Raw genomic sequence first — 17134 nt, 5'->3', positions numbered from 1 at the left:
CTGTTCGAACCCCACCCGCGCTCGGCCGAAGCCTCGTGGTCCCTACCCATGCAGGGAAGGGAGAAAGGTTCAGCCCGCCGCCTTCTCGATCTGCGCTTCCGCCTCCTTGCGGCGGCCCAGCCGCTCCAGCGCCTTGGCATGGGCGAGATGCAGTTCGGCCCAGCGCGGGGCGAAGGGCTCGGCCTCGGCGTATTTCGCCGCCGCCTCGGCCCAGCGCCCCTGGGCGGCCAGGGCGTCGCCCCAGCCCTTCAGCGGGTCGGCCCAGCGGGGGCCCCGCGCGGCCGCATCCCGGAAACGGGTGAGGGCCCGCGCACTATCTCCGCGCTCCAGCAGGGCCAGGCCCCGGCGCTGGTAGGCGAACGGCAGCGACGGGGCGAGGCGGATGGCGACGCCGTACTGGCGGTCCGCCTCGGCGTGCATCCCCCGCGCCTCCAGCACATCGGCGCGGAAGGCGGCGCAGGCGACGAAGCGGTCGCCACGTTGGAAGGCGGCGTCGGCCTGGGCGTACCGACCGGACAGCCCCTCGGCCAGACCCAGAAAACAGGGGGCCTCGTAGAAGGTGAAGGCAACGTCGTCGTCGGCCTGCCAGAGGGCGTCCAGAGCCTCGGCCGCCACTACGGCGCCCTCGCGATCTTCGTTCCCGAGCGCGCGATAGGCCTCCACCATGTGCCGCGTCGCCGTCGTCATGACCGCATCCGGAGACGCAGCGGCGAGATGGCGAAGCGCGCCGGCGAAATCGTGCCGCCGCCCCTCGGAATCGGCCAGACTGATTTCCTGACCTCCCAGCACGCCTTCGCCGCCCGTTTCATCGATGTCCGCCTGCGCGTCCTCGATCGTCTGCGTCCAGTCCTGAAGCAGGATCAGATAGGCCGCGCTTTGCATCGGCCGGTCGTTCTCATCCTTCAACCGCACAAGTTGCCGACCTGCGCGCGCTGCGGCCTCCTCGCCTTCTGCCTCGAACAGGTTCGCAATAAGCATGTCCCAGACGTCCTGATCCTTCGGCAGATCGCGCAACGCCAGCCGCAGCTTCTCGACCGCCTCGGCCTGACGGCCTGTACTGGTCAGAAGAAGCGCCCAGTCATAGGCGAGCTCGCCGCGCGACCCGGGATGGCCGGCATAGGCGTCGGGGATGAACCGCTCGGCATCCTCGTAGCGCTGGGTTTCCAGCAGGTAGCTTGCGAACAGCCGGGGCTCGAACCGGCCGTAGATGTATTCCGCCGCCTCGGTGATCAGGCGCGGCATCTCGGTCTCGGGACCGGTGAAGGTCCGGCCGCGCACGCCGTCCGCGCGGATGGTCAGGGAGACCTCGCCGTCGACGCTGACCGTCACGGCGCCGCCGATATGGGTCTCCTTGCCGAACCAGCCGCGCAGCAGCTTGTCGATCTCGCCGATCGAGACCCCGGTAGAGGGAACCACCACAGGCACGTCGCGTGTCCAGTTAAGCGCGACATCGCGGTTTTGGGACGAATTTCGGGCATCCGCGCCGATGGTCTGGATCGTGTCGGACACATTTCGAGCGATGACCTGGCCCGTGTGGCCGCGCCGGGTCAGGCCGTAGGGGCTGTCGAACGGGTCGACGACCACCGCGCGCGAATGCGCGGCGGTCCAGACCATCATGGCCAGCCCGGCGACGAAGGCCACGCCGACCAGGGCGGTCATGACGCGCAGGACAAAGCCCATCCGCTCGTTGGAGACCTGGGCCTTGATCAGCCGACGCTGTTCCTCGACCAGCAGCACAGCCGGGTCGGGCGGACCCATCGTCTCTTCCGAGGCCTCCATGGCGTTCCCGGCCATCTCGAGCGCGTCGAGCGCCTCGGTCGCCTTGTCGCGGCGCCGGCCCAGCCGGATGCGTCCCTCGCGCGGATCTTCGTCGGTCATCCATCCCCCTGAAGACGCAGGTTAGCCCGATGTTCTCCGGGCGGAAAGCGGCCCGGTCCTTGCGGATTTCGCCTCGGAAGAGAGATTTCCCATGGCCTGGACTGCGATTTCGACCCGAAACGAGACACCGCCCATCGCGCGCGGCGGGTGGCTGGACGCCCTGCGTTTCATTGTGGCCTCGATGATCATCCTGCATCATTTCCAGGCGGCGGGCCCGGTTCCGCTGGCGGACAGCCTGCATCCGGTGTTCGAGCGCGGCGGCTTCCTGCTGACCAACTTCTTCCTGATCGACTCGGGCTACGTCCTGATGCGGGTCTATGGCGGGGCGATCGGACGCGGCGCGCTGTCGCCCGGCGACTTCTTCATCAAGCGGTTCCTGCGTGTCTATCCGGCGCACCTGATCATGGGGCTGGCACTGGTGGCGCTGGTGCTGCTCAGCGCAGCGTTCGGGGTCGCGCCTCGCAATCCCGAATGGTTCGCCTGGGACCAGCTTCCGGCGCAGCTGACCCTGACCCAGGCCTTTGGCATCCACGGCGGCCTCGGCTGGAACGCGCCGAGCTGGTCGGTCTCGGCCCTGATCGGCTGCTACGTTCTGTTCCCCTATATTCTGCGGGCGCTGAAGACGCTGGGGCCGTGGGGCGTGATGGCGGGGGTGATCCTGCTGTATCTCGTCGCCAACGAGGCCTGCCAGGCCTTCCTCGGCTACCCCGTCTACCAGATGCCCCTGAAGTTCGGCTTCCTGCGGGCCCTGCCGCTGTTCGTCCTGGGCATGGGGCTGGCTGTGTTTTCGGAAAAGGTCTTCGTCGCGCCGCGTCTGGCCCGGATCGTCGGGGTCTCGGCCGCCGTGGGCCTGGCGATCGTCCAGTTCCATGACAAGAACGCGCTCATCAGCCTGACCTTCATCTCCCTGATCATCCTGGCCGCAGGCGCGATCCCCGTGCTGCGGCCGTCGAAGCTGATCGAGCGGGCCAGTGTCGTCTCCTTCTCGATGTTCATCAGCAACGAGGTGGTGCGGATCGCCTGGTTCGGCATCGCCAACGTCCTGATCGCCCGATACGCCCTGTCCACGGAAGTCCAGTGGGCCATCTGGGGCGCGGGTGTCCTGGCCGCGGTCGGCTTCGCCTTCGCCTTCCACGCCGTGATCGACGATCCCGTGCAGACCTGGATCAAGCGCCGGCTGGCGCGCGGTCGTGTCCAGCGCCGTCCCGTCGAACAGGGCGCGGTGGTCTCCATCGAGGGTTAGTCAGACCGCGTCAGACTTCGTCCGCTTGCCCTCTCGGGCAATCGTGCGCATTGAGCGGTCATGTCCCCGGCCCTGCTCCGCGACGTCTACATCACCGGGACCGGCGCCTTCCTGCCCGGTCCGCCGGTGGGCGTTGAGACGATGGAGGACTTCATCGGCCGGATCGGCGGGCGGAGTTCGGCGGTGGGCCGCCGCGCCCTGCGGTGGAACGGGGTCGAGACGCGCCACTACGCCCTGACGCCGGAGGGGCGGCCGTTGCACTCCAACGCCTCGATGACCGCTGCCGCGACAAAGGCGGCACTGGAGAGTGCAGGCCTGTCGGTCGGCGACCTCAGGCATCTGGCCACGGCCACGACCCAGGGCGACTACATCGTCCCCGGCCACGCCAGCGCCGTGCATGCCGAACTGGGCGCCGGACCGATCGAGATCGCCAGCTATCAGTCCGTCTGCGCCTCCGCCCTCATGGCAGCCAAAGGTGCCTGGCTTCAGATCCGGGCGGGAGAGGCCGAGGTGGCGGCGGCGGCGGCGGGGGAGTTCTCGTCCCGCTGGTTCCGACCAGAGTTCTATGAGGGCACCTCGCTGCTGGACGCCAAGGGTCGGGCACGGGTCGAGGCGGACTTCCTGCGTTTCACCCTGTCGGACGGCGCGGGCGCGGTAATCATGGAGCCGAGACCGCGACCGGACGGCCTGTCGCTGAAAGTCGAATGGATCGACCTGACCTCGCTGGCCGGCCGGTTCGATCCCTGTATGTGGGCAGGCTCCACCTTCGCCGACCGGGCGGACATGAAGTCGGCCTGGAGCCACGCCGGACCGGTCGCGGCCCATGCCTCGGGGTCCGTCGCCCTGGTGCAGGATTTCGAGCTGTTGAAGATTGTCATCCGGGCCTGGATCGGGGTCTGGCTGGAGAAGGTCGATCAGGGCCGGATCGTCCCGGACGAGGTCGACCACCTGCTGTGTCACTATTCGGCCCGGTCGCTGCGGGAGGAGATCGTCTCCGTCCTGAAAAGCACCGCCGCCATGATCCCCGAGGAAAAGTGGTTCTCGAACCTGCCGACAGTCGGCAACATCGGCGCGGCCTCGATCTGGGTCATGCTGGATGCGTTCATGAAGTCGGGACGGGCGAAAAAGGGCGAGAAGGTCCTGCTGATCGTGCCCGAGAGCGGACGGGCCATGGTCGGGTTCATGATGTGCGAGGTGGTGTGATGGCGGACGGTTCACGCATTGAGCGACGGGGGGACGATCAGGTCGCGGACACCCTGCGAAAACTTGCGGTAGTCTTCGCCGATTTCGAACAGCGGCTGGAGGCGACGCCTCTGATCCGCAAGCTGACGCGCGGACGGTTCGAACTGGCCGACTATCAGCTGTTCCTGATCAACCTGCGCCAGCAGGTGAAGGACGGGGCGCTGTGGATGAGCCGGGCAGCCTCCAACGTCGGCGAAAGCCACCTGGAACTGCGCTCGACCCTGATGCGCCATGCGGTGACCGAGCACCGCGACTTCCGCCTGCTGGAGGCGGACTTCGTCTGTTCCGGCGGCGAGGTCGAAGTCATCCGGTCTGCCCCCAAGAACGTCGGCTCCGAGGCCATTTCGGCCTGGATGTTCCATGAGGCGTCGAAGCCCGATCCCTTCGGCCTGCTGGGCGCCATGTTCATCATCGAGGGGCTGGGCTCGATCAAGGCCGCGCCCTGGGGCCGGCTGGTCAAGGAGCGGCTGAGCCTGCCCGACGAGGCGGTTCGGTTCCTGCTCTATCACGGCGAGAACGACGCCGAACACATGCAGGAGTTCGAGGAGATGCTGCGCATGGTCCTGCCCGATGCCGCCGTCGCCGAGCGGATCGTGATGACCGCGAAAGTCACCGCCCGCCTCTATGCCCTGCAGATCGAGGAGATCGCGGCATGAGCCCGGCCGACGGCGGCGAAACGGCGAAGTGGAAGGCCGATCCGTTCGACGCGCGCCGCTATGATGCGAACGATCCCGACCCTTGGCTGGCGCTGTATCTCGACCACTCCCTGCCGATCGATCCGCAGGCCAAGCGGGCGCTTCTGCTGGGCGCGCGGTCGTGGTCGCGGCGGTGGCTGTTCCCGGTCAGCCGGCCGCTGGTCTTCCTGTTCTTCGGACTGGTGAAGGTGCTGCGGGCGATCTCTCCCCGCTATCCGAACCTGAACGGCCTGCTGCACAAGTCCATCCACTGGGGCCTGCGGATCTTCGGGTCGCCGGAGTGCAACACCCTGATCCTGCGGCATTTCCACGTCGGGACGGAGCTGCTGGCCTTCATGAAGGCCAACGCCGGGATCGATCCGGCTCTGATCAAGACCATCCCGCTGAAGCCTCTGACGCTGAAGGATCTGGAGGACAATGTCTTCCTCCAGCACGACCTGAACATCTTCAACTTCATCATCGAGCTGAACATGGCGCTGCGGGCGGCGGGCAAGGAAATCACCCCGCCCGAGCGGGTCGACTTCTCCATGCTCTCGGACATCGAACCGGACTTCGAAACGTTTCCGACCGGCTTCCTGAACCGCATCGACATCCAGACGGCGGTGGAGTTCTACACCCCCCTCTACGCCCTGATGCTGCCCCGCGCCGACTTCATGCGGGCCAGCCATTCGCTGCAGCTGGACGAGATCGTCGGCATCTATATCGGGCGGATCCTCGGCACCGACTACCATATGCATTTCGTCAAGAACGGCCACCCGCTGGTGACCCTGTCGACGCTGCAGGCAGGGTTCCGGCTGATGATGCACGGGCTGGACTGCGAGGCCATGCACGGCTGGCTGCGGGTGCTCAAGGCAAGGCAGGAGGCGGGCCTGCCGCTCGATCCGCGCGACCCGACCGGCGGGCCGGAGCTCGCATGACGGCGACGGCACCCGATGGCTGGCGGTTCTGGATCGACCGGGGCGGCACCTTCACCGACATCGTCGCCCGCGCGCCCGACGGGGCCCTGACCACCGCCAAACTCCTGTCCGACAACCCGGACCAGTACGAGGACGCCGCCGTCGAGGGGGTGCGCCGCATCCTCGGGATCGGACCCGGCCCCCTGCCCGCCGGTGTCGTCAGCGACATCCGCATGGGCACGACGGTGGCGACCAACGCCCTGCTCGAACGCAAGGGCGAGCCGACGGTCCTGGCCATTACACGCGGCTTCGGCGATGCGCTGCGCATCGGCTGGCAGGCCCGTCCCGACATCTTCGCCCGCCACGTCGTCCTGCCCGAGCCCCTCCACGACCGGGTCATCGAGATCGACGAACGCGTCATGGCCGACGGCGCCGTCGATCGTCCGCTGGACGAAGCCGCCGCCCGCGCCGACCTGACCGCCGCCTTCGCCGACGGCTACCGGGCGCTCGCCATCGTCCTCGTCCACGGCTGGCGCTTCACCGACCACGAAAGCCGCCTCGCCGGGATCGCCCGCGAGATCGGCTTCACCCAGATCTCGGTCAGCCATGAGGTCGGTGCCCTGATCAAGCTGATCGGGCGCGGCGATACGACTGTGGCCGATGCCTATCTGTCGCCGGTACTCGACGCCTATGTCGCCCGGGTCGGCAAGGCCCTGGGCCCCGACGTCCCCCTGATGTTCATGCAGTCCTCGGGCGGCCTCGCCAGCCCCTCGGCCTTCCGGGGCAAGGACGCCATCCTGTCCGGCCCGGCCGGGGGCGTGGTCGGGATGGCGGCGACGGCCGAGGCCGCCGGCTTCGACCGCGTCATCGGTTTCGACATGGGCGGCACCTCGACCGACGTCTCCCACTATTCCGGTTCGTTCGAGCGCACCTCGGACGCCGTCGTTGCGGGCGTGCGCCTGCGCGCCCCGATGTTGTCGATCCACACGGTGGCGGCCGGCGGCGGCTCCATCTGCCGCTTCGACGGATCACGCCTGCGGGTCGGGCCGGAGTCCGCCGGCGCCGTGCCCGGCCCCGCCGCCTATCGGCGCGGCGGCCCCCTGACGGTCACCGACTGCAACGTCCTGCTCGGCAAGCTAAGGCCCGAGTTCTTCCCCGCCGTCTTCGGCCCGGACGGCGACCAGCCGCTGGATCATGCCGCCGTCACCGAAAAGTTCGACGCCCTCGCCCGCGAAGTCGCCGCCGCCACCGGCCGTCCGACCGATCCGCTCGACCTCGCCGAAGGCTTCGTCGCCATCGCCGTCCAGAACATGGCCGAGGCGATCAAGTCGATCTCGATCCAGCGCGGCCACGACCTGACCGGCTATGTCCTCAACTGTTTCGGCGGCGCGGGAGGCCAGCACGCCTGTCTGGTCGCCGACGCGCTCGGCATGACCACGGTGATGCTGCACCCGTTCGCGGGAGTCCTGTCCGCCTACGGAATGGGTCTCGCCTCGGTGCGGACCATCCGTCAGACCACGGTCGCCGCTCCCCTCGTCCCGGCCGCCGACGCCGCCTTCGCAGACCGGGTCGCCGCCCTCGACGCCGGGGCCCGCGCCGACCTCCTGGCCCAGGACCTGCCCGCAGCATCCATCACGACCGAGGCTCGTGCCGAGATCAAGTTCGCCGGCAGCGACACCCCCCTGACCGTCCCCTTCGGCCCCGCCGCCGCCATGGCCGCCGCCTTCGAGACCCTGCACCGCCAGCGCTTCGGCTTCTTCGCCGGGGACAAGGCCCTGGTCGTCGAAACGCTGGAAGTGGAGGCCGTGTCTTCTCCCTCCCCTTCATGGGGAGGGACGACCGACGAAGTCGGTCAGGGTGGGGTCCGAATCGAGGGCGGGCACCGACCTCACGGCCCCACCCGGGCTCCGCTCCGCTCCGCCGTCCCTCCCCATGAAGGGGAGGGAGAGAGGGTCCCCGTCCGCCTCGCCGGCGCTGACCACGCCACCCCGGTCCACCACCGCGACCACCTCGCCCCCGCCGCCCGCATCTCCGGCCCGGCCGTCATCCTCGAATCCACCGGCACGACCATCGTCGAGCCCGGCTGGTCCGCCCGCGTCGATGTCTCGGCCAACCTGATCCTCGAGCGCACGACCCCGCTCGCCGGCCGCGCCCCGATCGGCACCCACGCCGACCCCATTCTGCTCGAGGTGTTCAACAGCCGCTTCATGGCCTGCGCCGAACAGATGGGAGAAGCCCTGCGCGCCACCGCCTACTCGGTGAACATCAAGGAGCGGCTCGACTTCTCCTGCGCCATCTTCGACGGCTCCGGGGCCCTGATTGCCAACGCCCCGCATATCCCGGTTCACCTCGGCTCGATGGGCGAGAGCATCCGCGTCGTCATCGCCTCGCGGGGCGCCAGTATGAAACCCGGCGACGCGATCATGCTGAACGCCCCCTATAACGGCGGCACCCACCTGCCCGACATCACCGTCATCATGCCGGTCTTCCTCGGCCAGGAGACGACACCCGCCTTCTTCGTCGCGGCGCGCGGCCACCATGCGGACGTCGGCGGAATCACGCCGGGCTCCATGCCCGCCTCATCGACGACGGTCGAGCAGGAGGGGGTGTTGATCGACGACTTCCTGCTGGTCGAGGGTGGCCGTCTGCGCGACTCCGAGACCCGCGCCCTGTTCGCCTCGGGCCCCTGGCCCTCCCGCAACGTCGACCAGAACATGGCCGACCTGAAGGCCCAGGTCGCCTCCTGCCAGCGCGGCGCCGACGAACTCAATCGCATGGTCGCCGAGTTCGGCCGACCGGTCGTCGAGGCCTATATGGCCCACGTCCAGGCCAACGCCGAAGAAGCCGTCCGCCGCGCCATCGCCGCCCTGAAGCCCGGCGCGTTCGCTTACGAGATGGACGACGGTGCCGTGATCAAGGTCCGCATCGACGTGGATCCAGACGCCCGCACGGCCGTCGTCGACTTCACCGGAACCAGCGACCAGCGACCGACCAATTTCAACGCCCCCCTGTCGATCACCCGGGCGGCGACCCTCTATGTGTTCCGTACCCTGGTGGACGACGCCATCCCGCTGAACGAGGGCTGTATGAAGCCCATCACCCTCATCGTACCGGAGGGGTCGATGCTGAACCCCCGCTATCCGGCGGCGGTCGTGGCCGGCAATGTCGAGACCAGCCAGGCCGTCGTCGACACCCTGTACGGCGCCCTCGGCATCCTGGCCGCCAGCCAGGGCACGATGAACAATTTCACCTTCGGCGACGCGACCCGCCAGTACTACGAGACCATCGCCGGCGGCGCAGGCGCCGGGCCGGACGCCCCGGGCGCGGACGCGGTCCAGAGCCATATGACCAACAGTCGCCTGACCGATCCCGAGGTGCTGGAAACCCGCTTCCCCGTCCTGCTGGAAGAGTTCTCCATCCGTCGCGGCTCCGGCGGTGCGGGGGCGGCCAGGGGCGGCGACGGCGCGACGCGACGCGTGCGGTTCCTCGAACCCATGACCGCCGCCATTCTGTCCGGTCACCGCCGCATCGCGCCGTTCGGGGCGGCGGGCGGCGACCCGGGCGAGGTCGGGGCGAATTCGATCGAGCGCGCAGACGGGTCGGTGGAAGTACTCGGCTCAACCGCCGAAACGTCGATGGCCCCCGGCGACGTCTTCATCATCCAGACGCCGGGAGGCGGCGGGTTCGGATAACGCTCCCTCTCCCGGCGGGAGAGGGCTTGAGCGCACGACGGCTTGCCGTCGTTCTTGCGCGAAAGGGTGAGGGGTTCGTCGCTAGCCGGTGAGGGTACGCCCCTCACCCTTTCGGCTGAAGACGCATCGCTACGCTCTGCGAGCCTCAAGCCCTCTCCCTCTGGGAGAGGGAAGCACAATGGTGCATCGTCCTTTCGACTCTCGGGGGAACTGCCAATGCTCGTGCTGATAGGAATACTGGTCGTGGTCGCGGGCTTCGTGGCCCGGATCAATCCGCTGCTGGTCATCCTGGCCGCCGCCATCGTCACCGGCGTCTGCGCGGCCATCGCGCCCGGCGTCAGCCCCGCCGCCCTGTTCCAGGCCGCAGTCGCGACCCTGACCGCCTTCGGGGACGCTTTCAACGACAACCGCTATTTCCACGTCGTCTGGCTGATCCTGCCCGTCATCGGCCTGCTCGAACGCGCCGGGCTTCAGGAGCGCGCCCGCATGTTGGTCGCCAGGGTCAAGGCCGCCTCGGCCGGACGCCTCCTCCTCGTCTATCTCCTCATCCGCCAGGCCACCTCCGCGCTCGGCCTGACCTCGCTCGGCGGCCACCCCCAGATGGTCCGGCCGCTCGTCGCGCCCATGGCCGAAGGCGCGGCCGAGATCGAGGCCGGCGGGACCCTGCCCGACGCCGTCCGCTACCGGATCCGGGGTATGTCGGCCGCGACCGACAACATCGGCCTCTTCTTCGGCGAGGACATCTTCATCGCCATCGGTTCGATCATCCTGATGGTGGGCTTCCTCGAGCAGGCGGGCATCATCGTCGAGCCGCTGCAGCTGTCGGTCTGGGCCATTCCGACCGCCATCGCCGCCTTCCTCATCCACGGCGCGCGCCTGCTGATGTTCGACCGCGAGGTCCGCAAGGCGATCTCTGACGCCGCCCCGGAGGCCGGCCAATGATCACCCTGGATCAGGTCTATATCCTCGTCGGGCTGATGTTCCTCGCCTTCGCCATCCTGACCCTGCGCGACACCGCCCATCCGACGCGGATCCGCAGCGCCCTGTTCTGGGGTCTGCTCGCCGGGTCCATGCTGTTCGGCTCATACCTCGGCGGACTGGGCAACGGCCTGCTGGTCGTAGCCCTCGTCGCGATCGCCGGCCTGGCGAAGCTCGGCGTCGGCAAGCCGGAGACGACCACCACAGAGGAGCGTCGCGAGGGCGCGGCCCGGCGCGGCGACGGACTGTTCCTGCCCGCCCTGATCGTGCCGGTCGTCGCCGTCGGCGGAACCCTCGCCGCCAAACACACCGGCTGGGGCGAGACCCTCTTCTCCTCGACCCAGACCACACTGATCGCCCTGGCCCTGGGCTGTCTGATCGCATTCGCCGCCGCCATGGCCTGGCTCCGGCCGCCGGCGACCGCGCCACTTCACGAAGGGCGGCGGTTGATCGATTCCATCGGCTGGGCCGTCCTCCTGCCCCAGATGCTGGCCGCTCTCGGCGCCATCTTCCTCGCATCCAATGTCGGCGGCGTGGTCGGCGAGGTCGTGACCCAGGCCGTGCCGATGACTTCGTCCCTGGTCGCCGTGATCGCCTACTGCCTCGGTATGGCGCTGTTCACCGTCATCATGGGCAATGCCTTCGCCGCCTTCCCCGTGATGACGGCGGCCATCGGCCTGCCCTTCGTGGTGGGCCAGTTCGGCGGAGACCCGGCGATCGTCTGCGCCATCGGCATGCTGGCCGGCTTCTGCGGAACCCTGCTGACGCCCATGGCCGCCAACTTCAATGTGGTGCCGGCGAACCTTCTGGAATTGCCCGACCGCAATGCCGCCCTCAACGGTGTCATCCGCGCCCAGGCCCCGACCGCCCTGATCCTTCTCGGGGTCAACATCGCCCTGATGTATTTCCTCGCCTTCCGGTTCTGACATGCCTCACGCCCTCGACGCCGCCACCGCCGCCCGCTTCGCCCGGGCCGCCCTCGGTCATGTGACGAAGGAATATCCGAACAAGCTGGACCATGTGCTGGACGGCCCGGAGGACGCGCTGGGGCCCCGGGCCCTGCACCCGATCTTCTTCGGCAGTTTCGACTGGCACTCCTGTGTCCACGGCTGGTGGACCCTTTTCACCCTGCGCCGCCTGAATCCCGGTATGGCCGAGGCCGCCGCCATCTCCGAACTGGCCGACAGCCTGTTCTCGCCAGAGAATGTCGCCGTCGAGGTCGCCTATCTGGCGCGCCCCGAAAGCCGGGGATTCGAACGCCCCTATGGCTGGGCCTGGCTGTTGATGCTGCAGGCGGAGCTGGAACGGCATGCCGATCCGCGCGGCCGGTTATGGGCCGAAACCCTTCGTCCCCTGGCCCTCGCTTTCGCCGACCGGTTCAGGGCCTTCCTGCCCATCGCCACCTATCCGGTGCGGACCGGGACCCACTTCAATACCGCCTTCGCCCTGCGGCTGACGCTCGACTACGCTGAGTGCGCCGGCGACACGGAGCTGGCCGAGCTGTGCCGAGCCGCCGCCCTGCGCTGGCATTCCGCCGACCGCGACTGTCAGGCCTGGGAGCCGTCACAGGACGAGTTCCTGTCGCCGACCCTGATGGTGTCAGAAATGATGCGTCGCGTGGGCCACGATCAAGGCTTCGAATCCTGGTTCGATCTCTATCTTCCGCGCCTCGAACAACGCGAGCCCGCGACCCTGTTCGCCCCCGCCACGGTCAGCGACCGGTCGGACGGCAAGATCGCCCATCTGGACGGACTGAACCTCAGCCGGGCCTGGTGCTGGCGGGGGATCGCCATGGCCCTGGCGGTGGACGACCCGCGCCGCGCCGTCGCTCTGAAGGCGGCCGAAGACCACCTCGACGCCGCCCTGCCCCATGTCACCGGCGACTATATGGGCGAGCACTGGCTGGCCAGTTTTGCCCTGCTGGCGATCCTGGCACCGACGGATTGACCCCTGCGGCGATCGTCGGGACCTTCCGGTCTCAGGTCTGGGCGAAGCCGTAGAAGCCGCGCGTGGCGGCGGTCATGGCGCGGGCCATCGCCACCTCGGCCGGCGACAACAGCGGGTTCCAGACGTCGAAGATCAGCACCACCCGAACCTCGTCGCTGTCGTTGATCGCCTCGTGCTCGATGGTGTCGTCGAAGATCAGGGTCTCGCCGACATGCCACTGGCGATGGTCGTAGCCGACGCGGTAGCGACAGCCCTCCGGCACCACCAGCGGCAGGTGGACCACCAGCCTGGCATTGGTCTCGCCCGTGTGCGGGGGGATGCGGGTGCGCGGCGCCAGGACCGAGAACATGGCATTGGGGCACAGCCCCCCGATGTCCGCCATGCCGACAGCCGAAAGCGCCTCTGCGGTCACCGGGCAACGCGCCAGGTTCTCCGCGACCGGTTCGCCACCCCGCCAGAGAGAGAAGGTGCTCCAGCGGGTGGAGTGGTTCAGCTCGGCCCACTGGTTGACGGGATCACCCGGGCGATAGGCGATATAGGGGGTGAAGGCGGCCGCATTCTCGGCCAGCACCTGCTCCATCTCCGCGGCGATCTGGCTCGTTTTCGCCTCCAGGGCCTCGACCCAGGCGAACTGGCTACGGTCATGGAACGGCAGGGCCGGCAGCCGTGGGACATGCAGCTGGTTGCTCTGCGACGGATAGGGCCGGGACTGCCCTGAGAGGATGGAGGTCGCCTCGCGCCATCGCTCGCCCTCCGATGCCGTCATTCCGGCCGACAGGCCCGCGACCTCGGCGTTGATGTGGGCCGCGAGCGTGTCGGCGCTCTTCTGCACGATGGCACGGGCATGGCTCATCTGGTCCCGCAGATAGCCGGGCCAGTATCGGTCGTCGGGCGCGATGGACAGCACATTGCGATAGACGACGGCGGCGTCCCTGGGCCGGCCGGCGCGTTCAAGCGCGGCCCCGCGTGCCAGCAGGGCCGGCAGGAAATAGGGATCGACCTCCAGCGCGCCCTGGATGGCGGCCGCCTCGCCGGCGTCGTCCCCAAGGTCGCGCAGCACCACGGCCTGGGTCATCCGCGCCATCGCATCGCCCGGGTTGGCCGCGATGGAGGCGGTCAGGAACGACAGCGCGGTCTGCAGGTCGCGTCGCTGCAAGGCGTGGACGCCCAGGCTGTAGAGGGCGCCGGCATGGCCGGGATCGCGGCGATGAACCTCGCGCCACAGGGCCTCGGCCTCGCCCATACGGCCGGCACCGGCCGTGGCGCGGGCGCGCAGAACCAGGGTTTCGAGGTCGGAGTTCATCGATGGGTCTCGCGTCATCGGCTGGAACGGCAGCCCGTTCGACGAGCGAAGATCATTGGACCTTGTCCGTTCCTCCGCAACCCGTTTGCGTCTGGACTCAAACAAAAAACGGCGGGCCCGCGAAGGCCCGCCGCTCGATGTTCGCCGACGCCGAAGCGTCGGGGCCGTCGCTGCCTAGAAGCGCAGGTTCAGGCTGACCGAATAGACCCGGCCCAGGGTGTCGTAGGTCGAGGGCAGGGTGTTGCCGTTGTTGGACGAGGTGCTGGCCGCCTCGTTGCCCAGGACAGGGGGATCCTCGTCCGTGACGTTTTCCACACCGAACGTCAGCTGGGCGGTGTCGTTGACGTCGTAGGTGGCGACCAGGTCGAAGTAGCTATAGGCCGGGATGGTGCGGAAGGCTGCGAACGTAGCAGCCACCTGATCCGGCTCGATGGAAACTTCATCGAGGTAACGCCACAGGTAGGACAGGCTGAGGGGGCCCAGGTTCCAGCTCGTGCGCTGCACGAAGCGGATCTCGGGGGTCGGATCCTCGCAGTCGATGCCGTAGTGACCGAGGCAGTCGATCACCGGGTTCCCGACGCCGGAGAGCCTTTCATTGGTCAGGTAGTAGTTGGCGTTGAGGGCGAAGTCCATGCTGGTCGGCAGGGTGCCGAGTGTGCCCAGTTCCAGACCGGTCGTTACGCCGAACTCAAGGCCCTCGGCCTTCCGGTAGGCCAGGTTGGTCGTGAACCGCTGGACACCAGCCGCCGGAGACGCCAGGTCGCCGTTGACGCGGATGATCTTGGCGCAGGCGCTTGCGACTCCGCCGACGTAGCACTGGTCCAACACTTCCTGCGAGCTGAAGGCATCGATGTAATCCTCGACCTCGATGTCATAGTAGTCGACCGACAGAACGGGGTTGGTCCAGAACTCCGGCAGGAACGACGGCGTCCAGATGAAGCCGACCGTCAAGGAGTCGGCCTGCTCGATCTTGGGCAGGTTGTTCAGATCCGTGCCTTCGAAGGTCGCGATCTGGCCCGAGACGATGTCCTGAACGGTGCCGACCTGAGCATTGGTCATGCCGGTCGAGATACAACGGGCGCGCAACGTTGCGTCGATCCGGGCGGCGTTGAAGATCGAGCAGGGATCGAAGGTGGCGTTGCGCAGACCGGTGACCTTCGGCGCAGCCAGTTCGCCGACGTTCGGAGCGCGTGCGGCACGCTGTTGCATGACGCGGAAGCGCAGATCCTCGACCGGGGCGTAGCTCAGACCGACCTTGTAGGTGCGGGCCGGGCCGGACGGATCGAAGTCGGAGTAGCGGTAACCCAGTTCCAGATCGAGGGAGTGGATGCCCGGCATGTCGGACGCCAGCGGCACAAAGGCCTCGCCGAAGACCTCGTAGACGCTGAACCCGCCGGCGACCGGCAGGGTGTTGCCGCCCGCGCCGCCGAGGCAGGACGCCGGCGCCAGCTTCAGGCACTCGTCCGGAGTCGTGTCGGCGAACTCTTCGCGATACTCGGTGCCGACGTTGATGGCGATCGATTCCGCAGCCCAGGGGCTCTTGAAGCCTTCCAGGACGCCACCGAGCGTGGCGGTGGCCAGTTGCTGAACGTAGGACTGACGCTCGATTGCGGTCGCGCCGACGTAGGCGGCCATCTGGGGCGTGATGGTCCCGAAACCGCCGAAGACGTTGACCGGCACGCAGGACGCTCCCCCGGTCCGGCAGGTGGTCGTGGAGACGGCGTTGAGGGCGTTACCGAAGTTGGTGACGTTGGTATAGCCGGCGCTGATGTTGCTGCGGTCGGACTCGCCACGCTGATACGAGACGTCGTAGTTCCAGCCGCCCCAGATCTCGCCGCGCAGGCCCAGAACCATCTGGAAATAGTCGTTGTTGTAGGTGGTCGAGCGCTCGCCCAGTTCGCCGGTACGGCGGCGGATGACCAGGTTCAGGTCGTCCGCGACGTCGATCACGCCGTTGGTGTTCAGGTCGCGCCAGTTAGCGGCGGCCAGGGTTCCAGCGAGCCGCGCCGTGTTGGCGGCGGTGATCAGGGTCGTGCGGGCCTGAGCCGACAGATAGGGGTTGGCCAGCGGGACGAAGAAGGAGTTGCCGAAGATACCCGACGGGGCGATCTGCTGGCGCACGGCGGTCGAGGTGAACGACACCCGGGCGTAGGCCTCCATGCTGTCGTTGATCTCGTAGCTGCCGATGGCCAGACCGCCGAAACGCTCCAGCGGGGTCTGGTAGTAGTTGAACGGGTTGAAGTTGAAGACGCTGCAGTTGGCGCCGAGGGTGCCATCGCTGCGGAACTGGAACGCAGCCGCACCCACGCCCGTGATCGCCGTACGGGTCGGGACGGTGGTGGTCGAACCGCCTGCGGCGACCGAGCCTGGACCGCCGCACAGCGGATCGGCCGGAGCGGTGGGCAGTCGGCCCTCGAGGAAGTTGAAGTAGTTGCCGCCGTCGGCGGTCACGATACCGAGGTTGCCCAGCGGACGCGCGCCCAGCTGGACGCCTTCACGCTTGTTGTAGTTCAGGTTCAGGGCGACGTTGCCGCGGCCGTCGTCCGAGTTGGCACCGATCGACAGGTTGGCGCTGTAGGTCTGGCCGTCCTCCTCGCCGGTCATGGAGTAGCCGGTGCTGAGCTCGACGCCCTCGAAGTCGTTCTTGAGGATGAAGTTAATCGCGCCCGAGATGGCGTCCGAGCCGTAAACGGCCGAGGCACCACCGGTGATGATGTCGATCCGCTCCAGGAAGGCGGTCGGGATGCCCGAGACGTCGACGATACCGTCGATGTTGTAGGGGGTGACGCGCTTGCCGTCGATCAGGATCAGGTTGCGGCTGGCACCCAGGCCCCGCAGGTTGACCGTGGACACACCGGCGGTGCCGTTGTTGACCGCGTCGCCGTCGCCGGGCTGGGCGATGGGCAGGCTACGGATGATCTGCTCGACCTCGGCGGTCTGCCTCAGACCGAGCTCCTCGGCACCCAGGGTCTGGATCGGGCTGGCCGACACCAGGCCCGGCGCCTGAATGCGCGAACCGGTGACGACGATGACGTCCAGTTCGGTCTCTTCGTCCTGAGGAGCCGTCTGTGCCATCGCGGGGGCGGCCATCAGGGCCGAGGCGGCGACGAGGCCGGCGATCATCGAGGTGCCGAGAAGCCGGCGACGGTAAAGGGTGTCGGTCAAAGGTGCATCTCCATGAGCAATGAAGCGGGACTTGCTGACCCGCACGCTCGCAACCGTTCACGGCCACGACGTTGAACTCGACCGTTACAATCTTA

At 68.1% G+C, this 17134-nt stretch carries 11 protein-coding genes; 8 read left to right on the top strand and 3 right to left on the bottom strand.

The features are described 5' to 3' along the window. Window positions 1–69: 69 nt before the first annotated feature. Window positions 70–1878 (bottom strand): hypothetical protein, encoded by a 1809-nt coding sequence (locus ACW18A_RS02270; RefSeq protein ID WP_492023200.1) that lies wholly within the window; start codon window positions 1876–1878, stop codon window positions 70–72. Window positions 1879–1969: 91 nt separating this feature from the next. Here ACW18A_RS02270 and ACW18A_RS02265 point away from each other — a divergent pair, with 91 nt between their 5' ends. The 8 genes from ACW18A_RS02265 to ACW18A_RS02230 all read left to right on the top strand — a co-directional run bounded on the left by ACW18A_RS02265 (window position 1970) and on the right by ACW18A_RS02230 (window position 12571). Next, entirely contained in the window at window positions 1970–3121 is a 1152-nt protein-coding gene (locus ACW18A_RS02265; RefSeq protein WP_492023199.1) for an acyltransferase family protein, read from the top strand. Between the two features lie 60 nt (window positions 3122–3181). Further along, window positions 3182–4324: a beta-ketoacyl-ACP synthase III gene (locus ACW18A_RS02260; RefSeq protein ID WP_492023198.1), complete on the top strand. Its 1143-nt coding sequence runs from the start codon at window positions 3182–3184 to the stop codon at window positions 4322–4324. After that, entirely contained in the window at window positions 4324–5019 is a 696-nt protein-coding gene (locus tag ACW18A_RS02255; RefSeq protein ID WP_492023197.1) for an iron-containing redox enzyme family protein, read from the top strand. The genes ACW18A_RS02260 and ACW18A_RS02255 overlap by 1 nt, the downstream gene beginning before the upstream one ends. Further along, entirely contained in the window at window positions 5016–5975 is a 960-nt protein-coding gene (locus ACW18A_RS02250; RefSeq protein WP_492023196.1) for a DUF6999 family protein, read from the top strand. Before ACW18A_RS02255 ends, ACW18A_RS02250 begins: the two co-directional genes overlap by 4 nt. Then, window positions 5972–9646 (top strand): hydantoinase B/oxoprolinase family protein, encoded by a 3675-nt coding sequence (locus tag ACW18A_RS02245; protein WP_492023195.1) that lies wholly within the window; start codon window positions 5972–5974, stop codon window positions 9644–9646. Before ACW18A_RS02250 ends, ACW18A_RS02245 begins: the two co-directional genes overlap by 4 nt. Before the next feature lie 216 nt (window positions 9647–9862). Continuing rightward, complete coding sequence (locus tag ACW18A_RS02240; RefSeq protein ID WP_492023194.1) at window positions 9863–10588, top strand: DUF969 domain-containing protein; 726 nt, start codon at window positions 9863–9865, stop codon at window positions 10586–10588. Next, entirely contained in the window at window positions 10585–11550 is a 966-nt protein-coding gene (locus tag ACW18A_RS02235) for a DUF979 domain-containing protein (RefSeq protein WP_492023193.1), read from the top strand. Before ACW18A_RS02240 ends, ACW18A_RS02235 begins: the two co-directional genes overlap by 4 nt. Window position 11551: 1 nt before the next feature. After that, entirely contained in the window at window positions 11552–12571 is a 1020-nt protein-coding gene (locus ACW18A_RS02230) for a DUF2891 domain-containing protein (protein WP_492023192.1), read from the top strand. A 31-nt stretch (window positions 12572–12602) separates the two neighbouring features. Here the strand turns inward: ACW18A_RS02230 and ACW18A_RS02225 are convergent, their stop codons facing one another. Both ACW18A_RS02225 and ACW18A_RS02220 read right to left on the bottom strand, forming a co-directional pair. After that, entirely contained in the window at window positions 12603–13874 is a 1272-nt protein-coding gene (locus ACW18A_RS02225) for an aspartyl/asparaginyl beta-hydroxylase domain-containing protein (protein WP_492023191.1), read from the bottom strand. A gap of 174 nt (window positions 13875–14048) precedes the next feature. Then, window positions 14049–17039 (bottom strand): TonB-dependent receptor domain-containing protein, encoded by a 2991-nt coding sequence (locus ACW18A_RS02220; protein ID WP_492023190.1) that lies wholly within the window; start codon window positions 17037–17039, stop codon window positions 14049–14051. Between the last annotated feature and the right edge of the window lie 95 nt (window positions 17040–17134).

The organism is Brevundimonas sp. AVps5 (assembly GCF_058681515.1).
The sequence above is the reverse complement of the archived record's forward strand: the minus strand, read 5'-3'. Positions and strand labels throughout refer to the sequence as shown.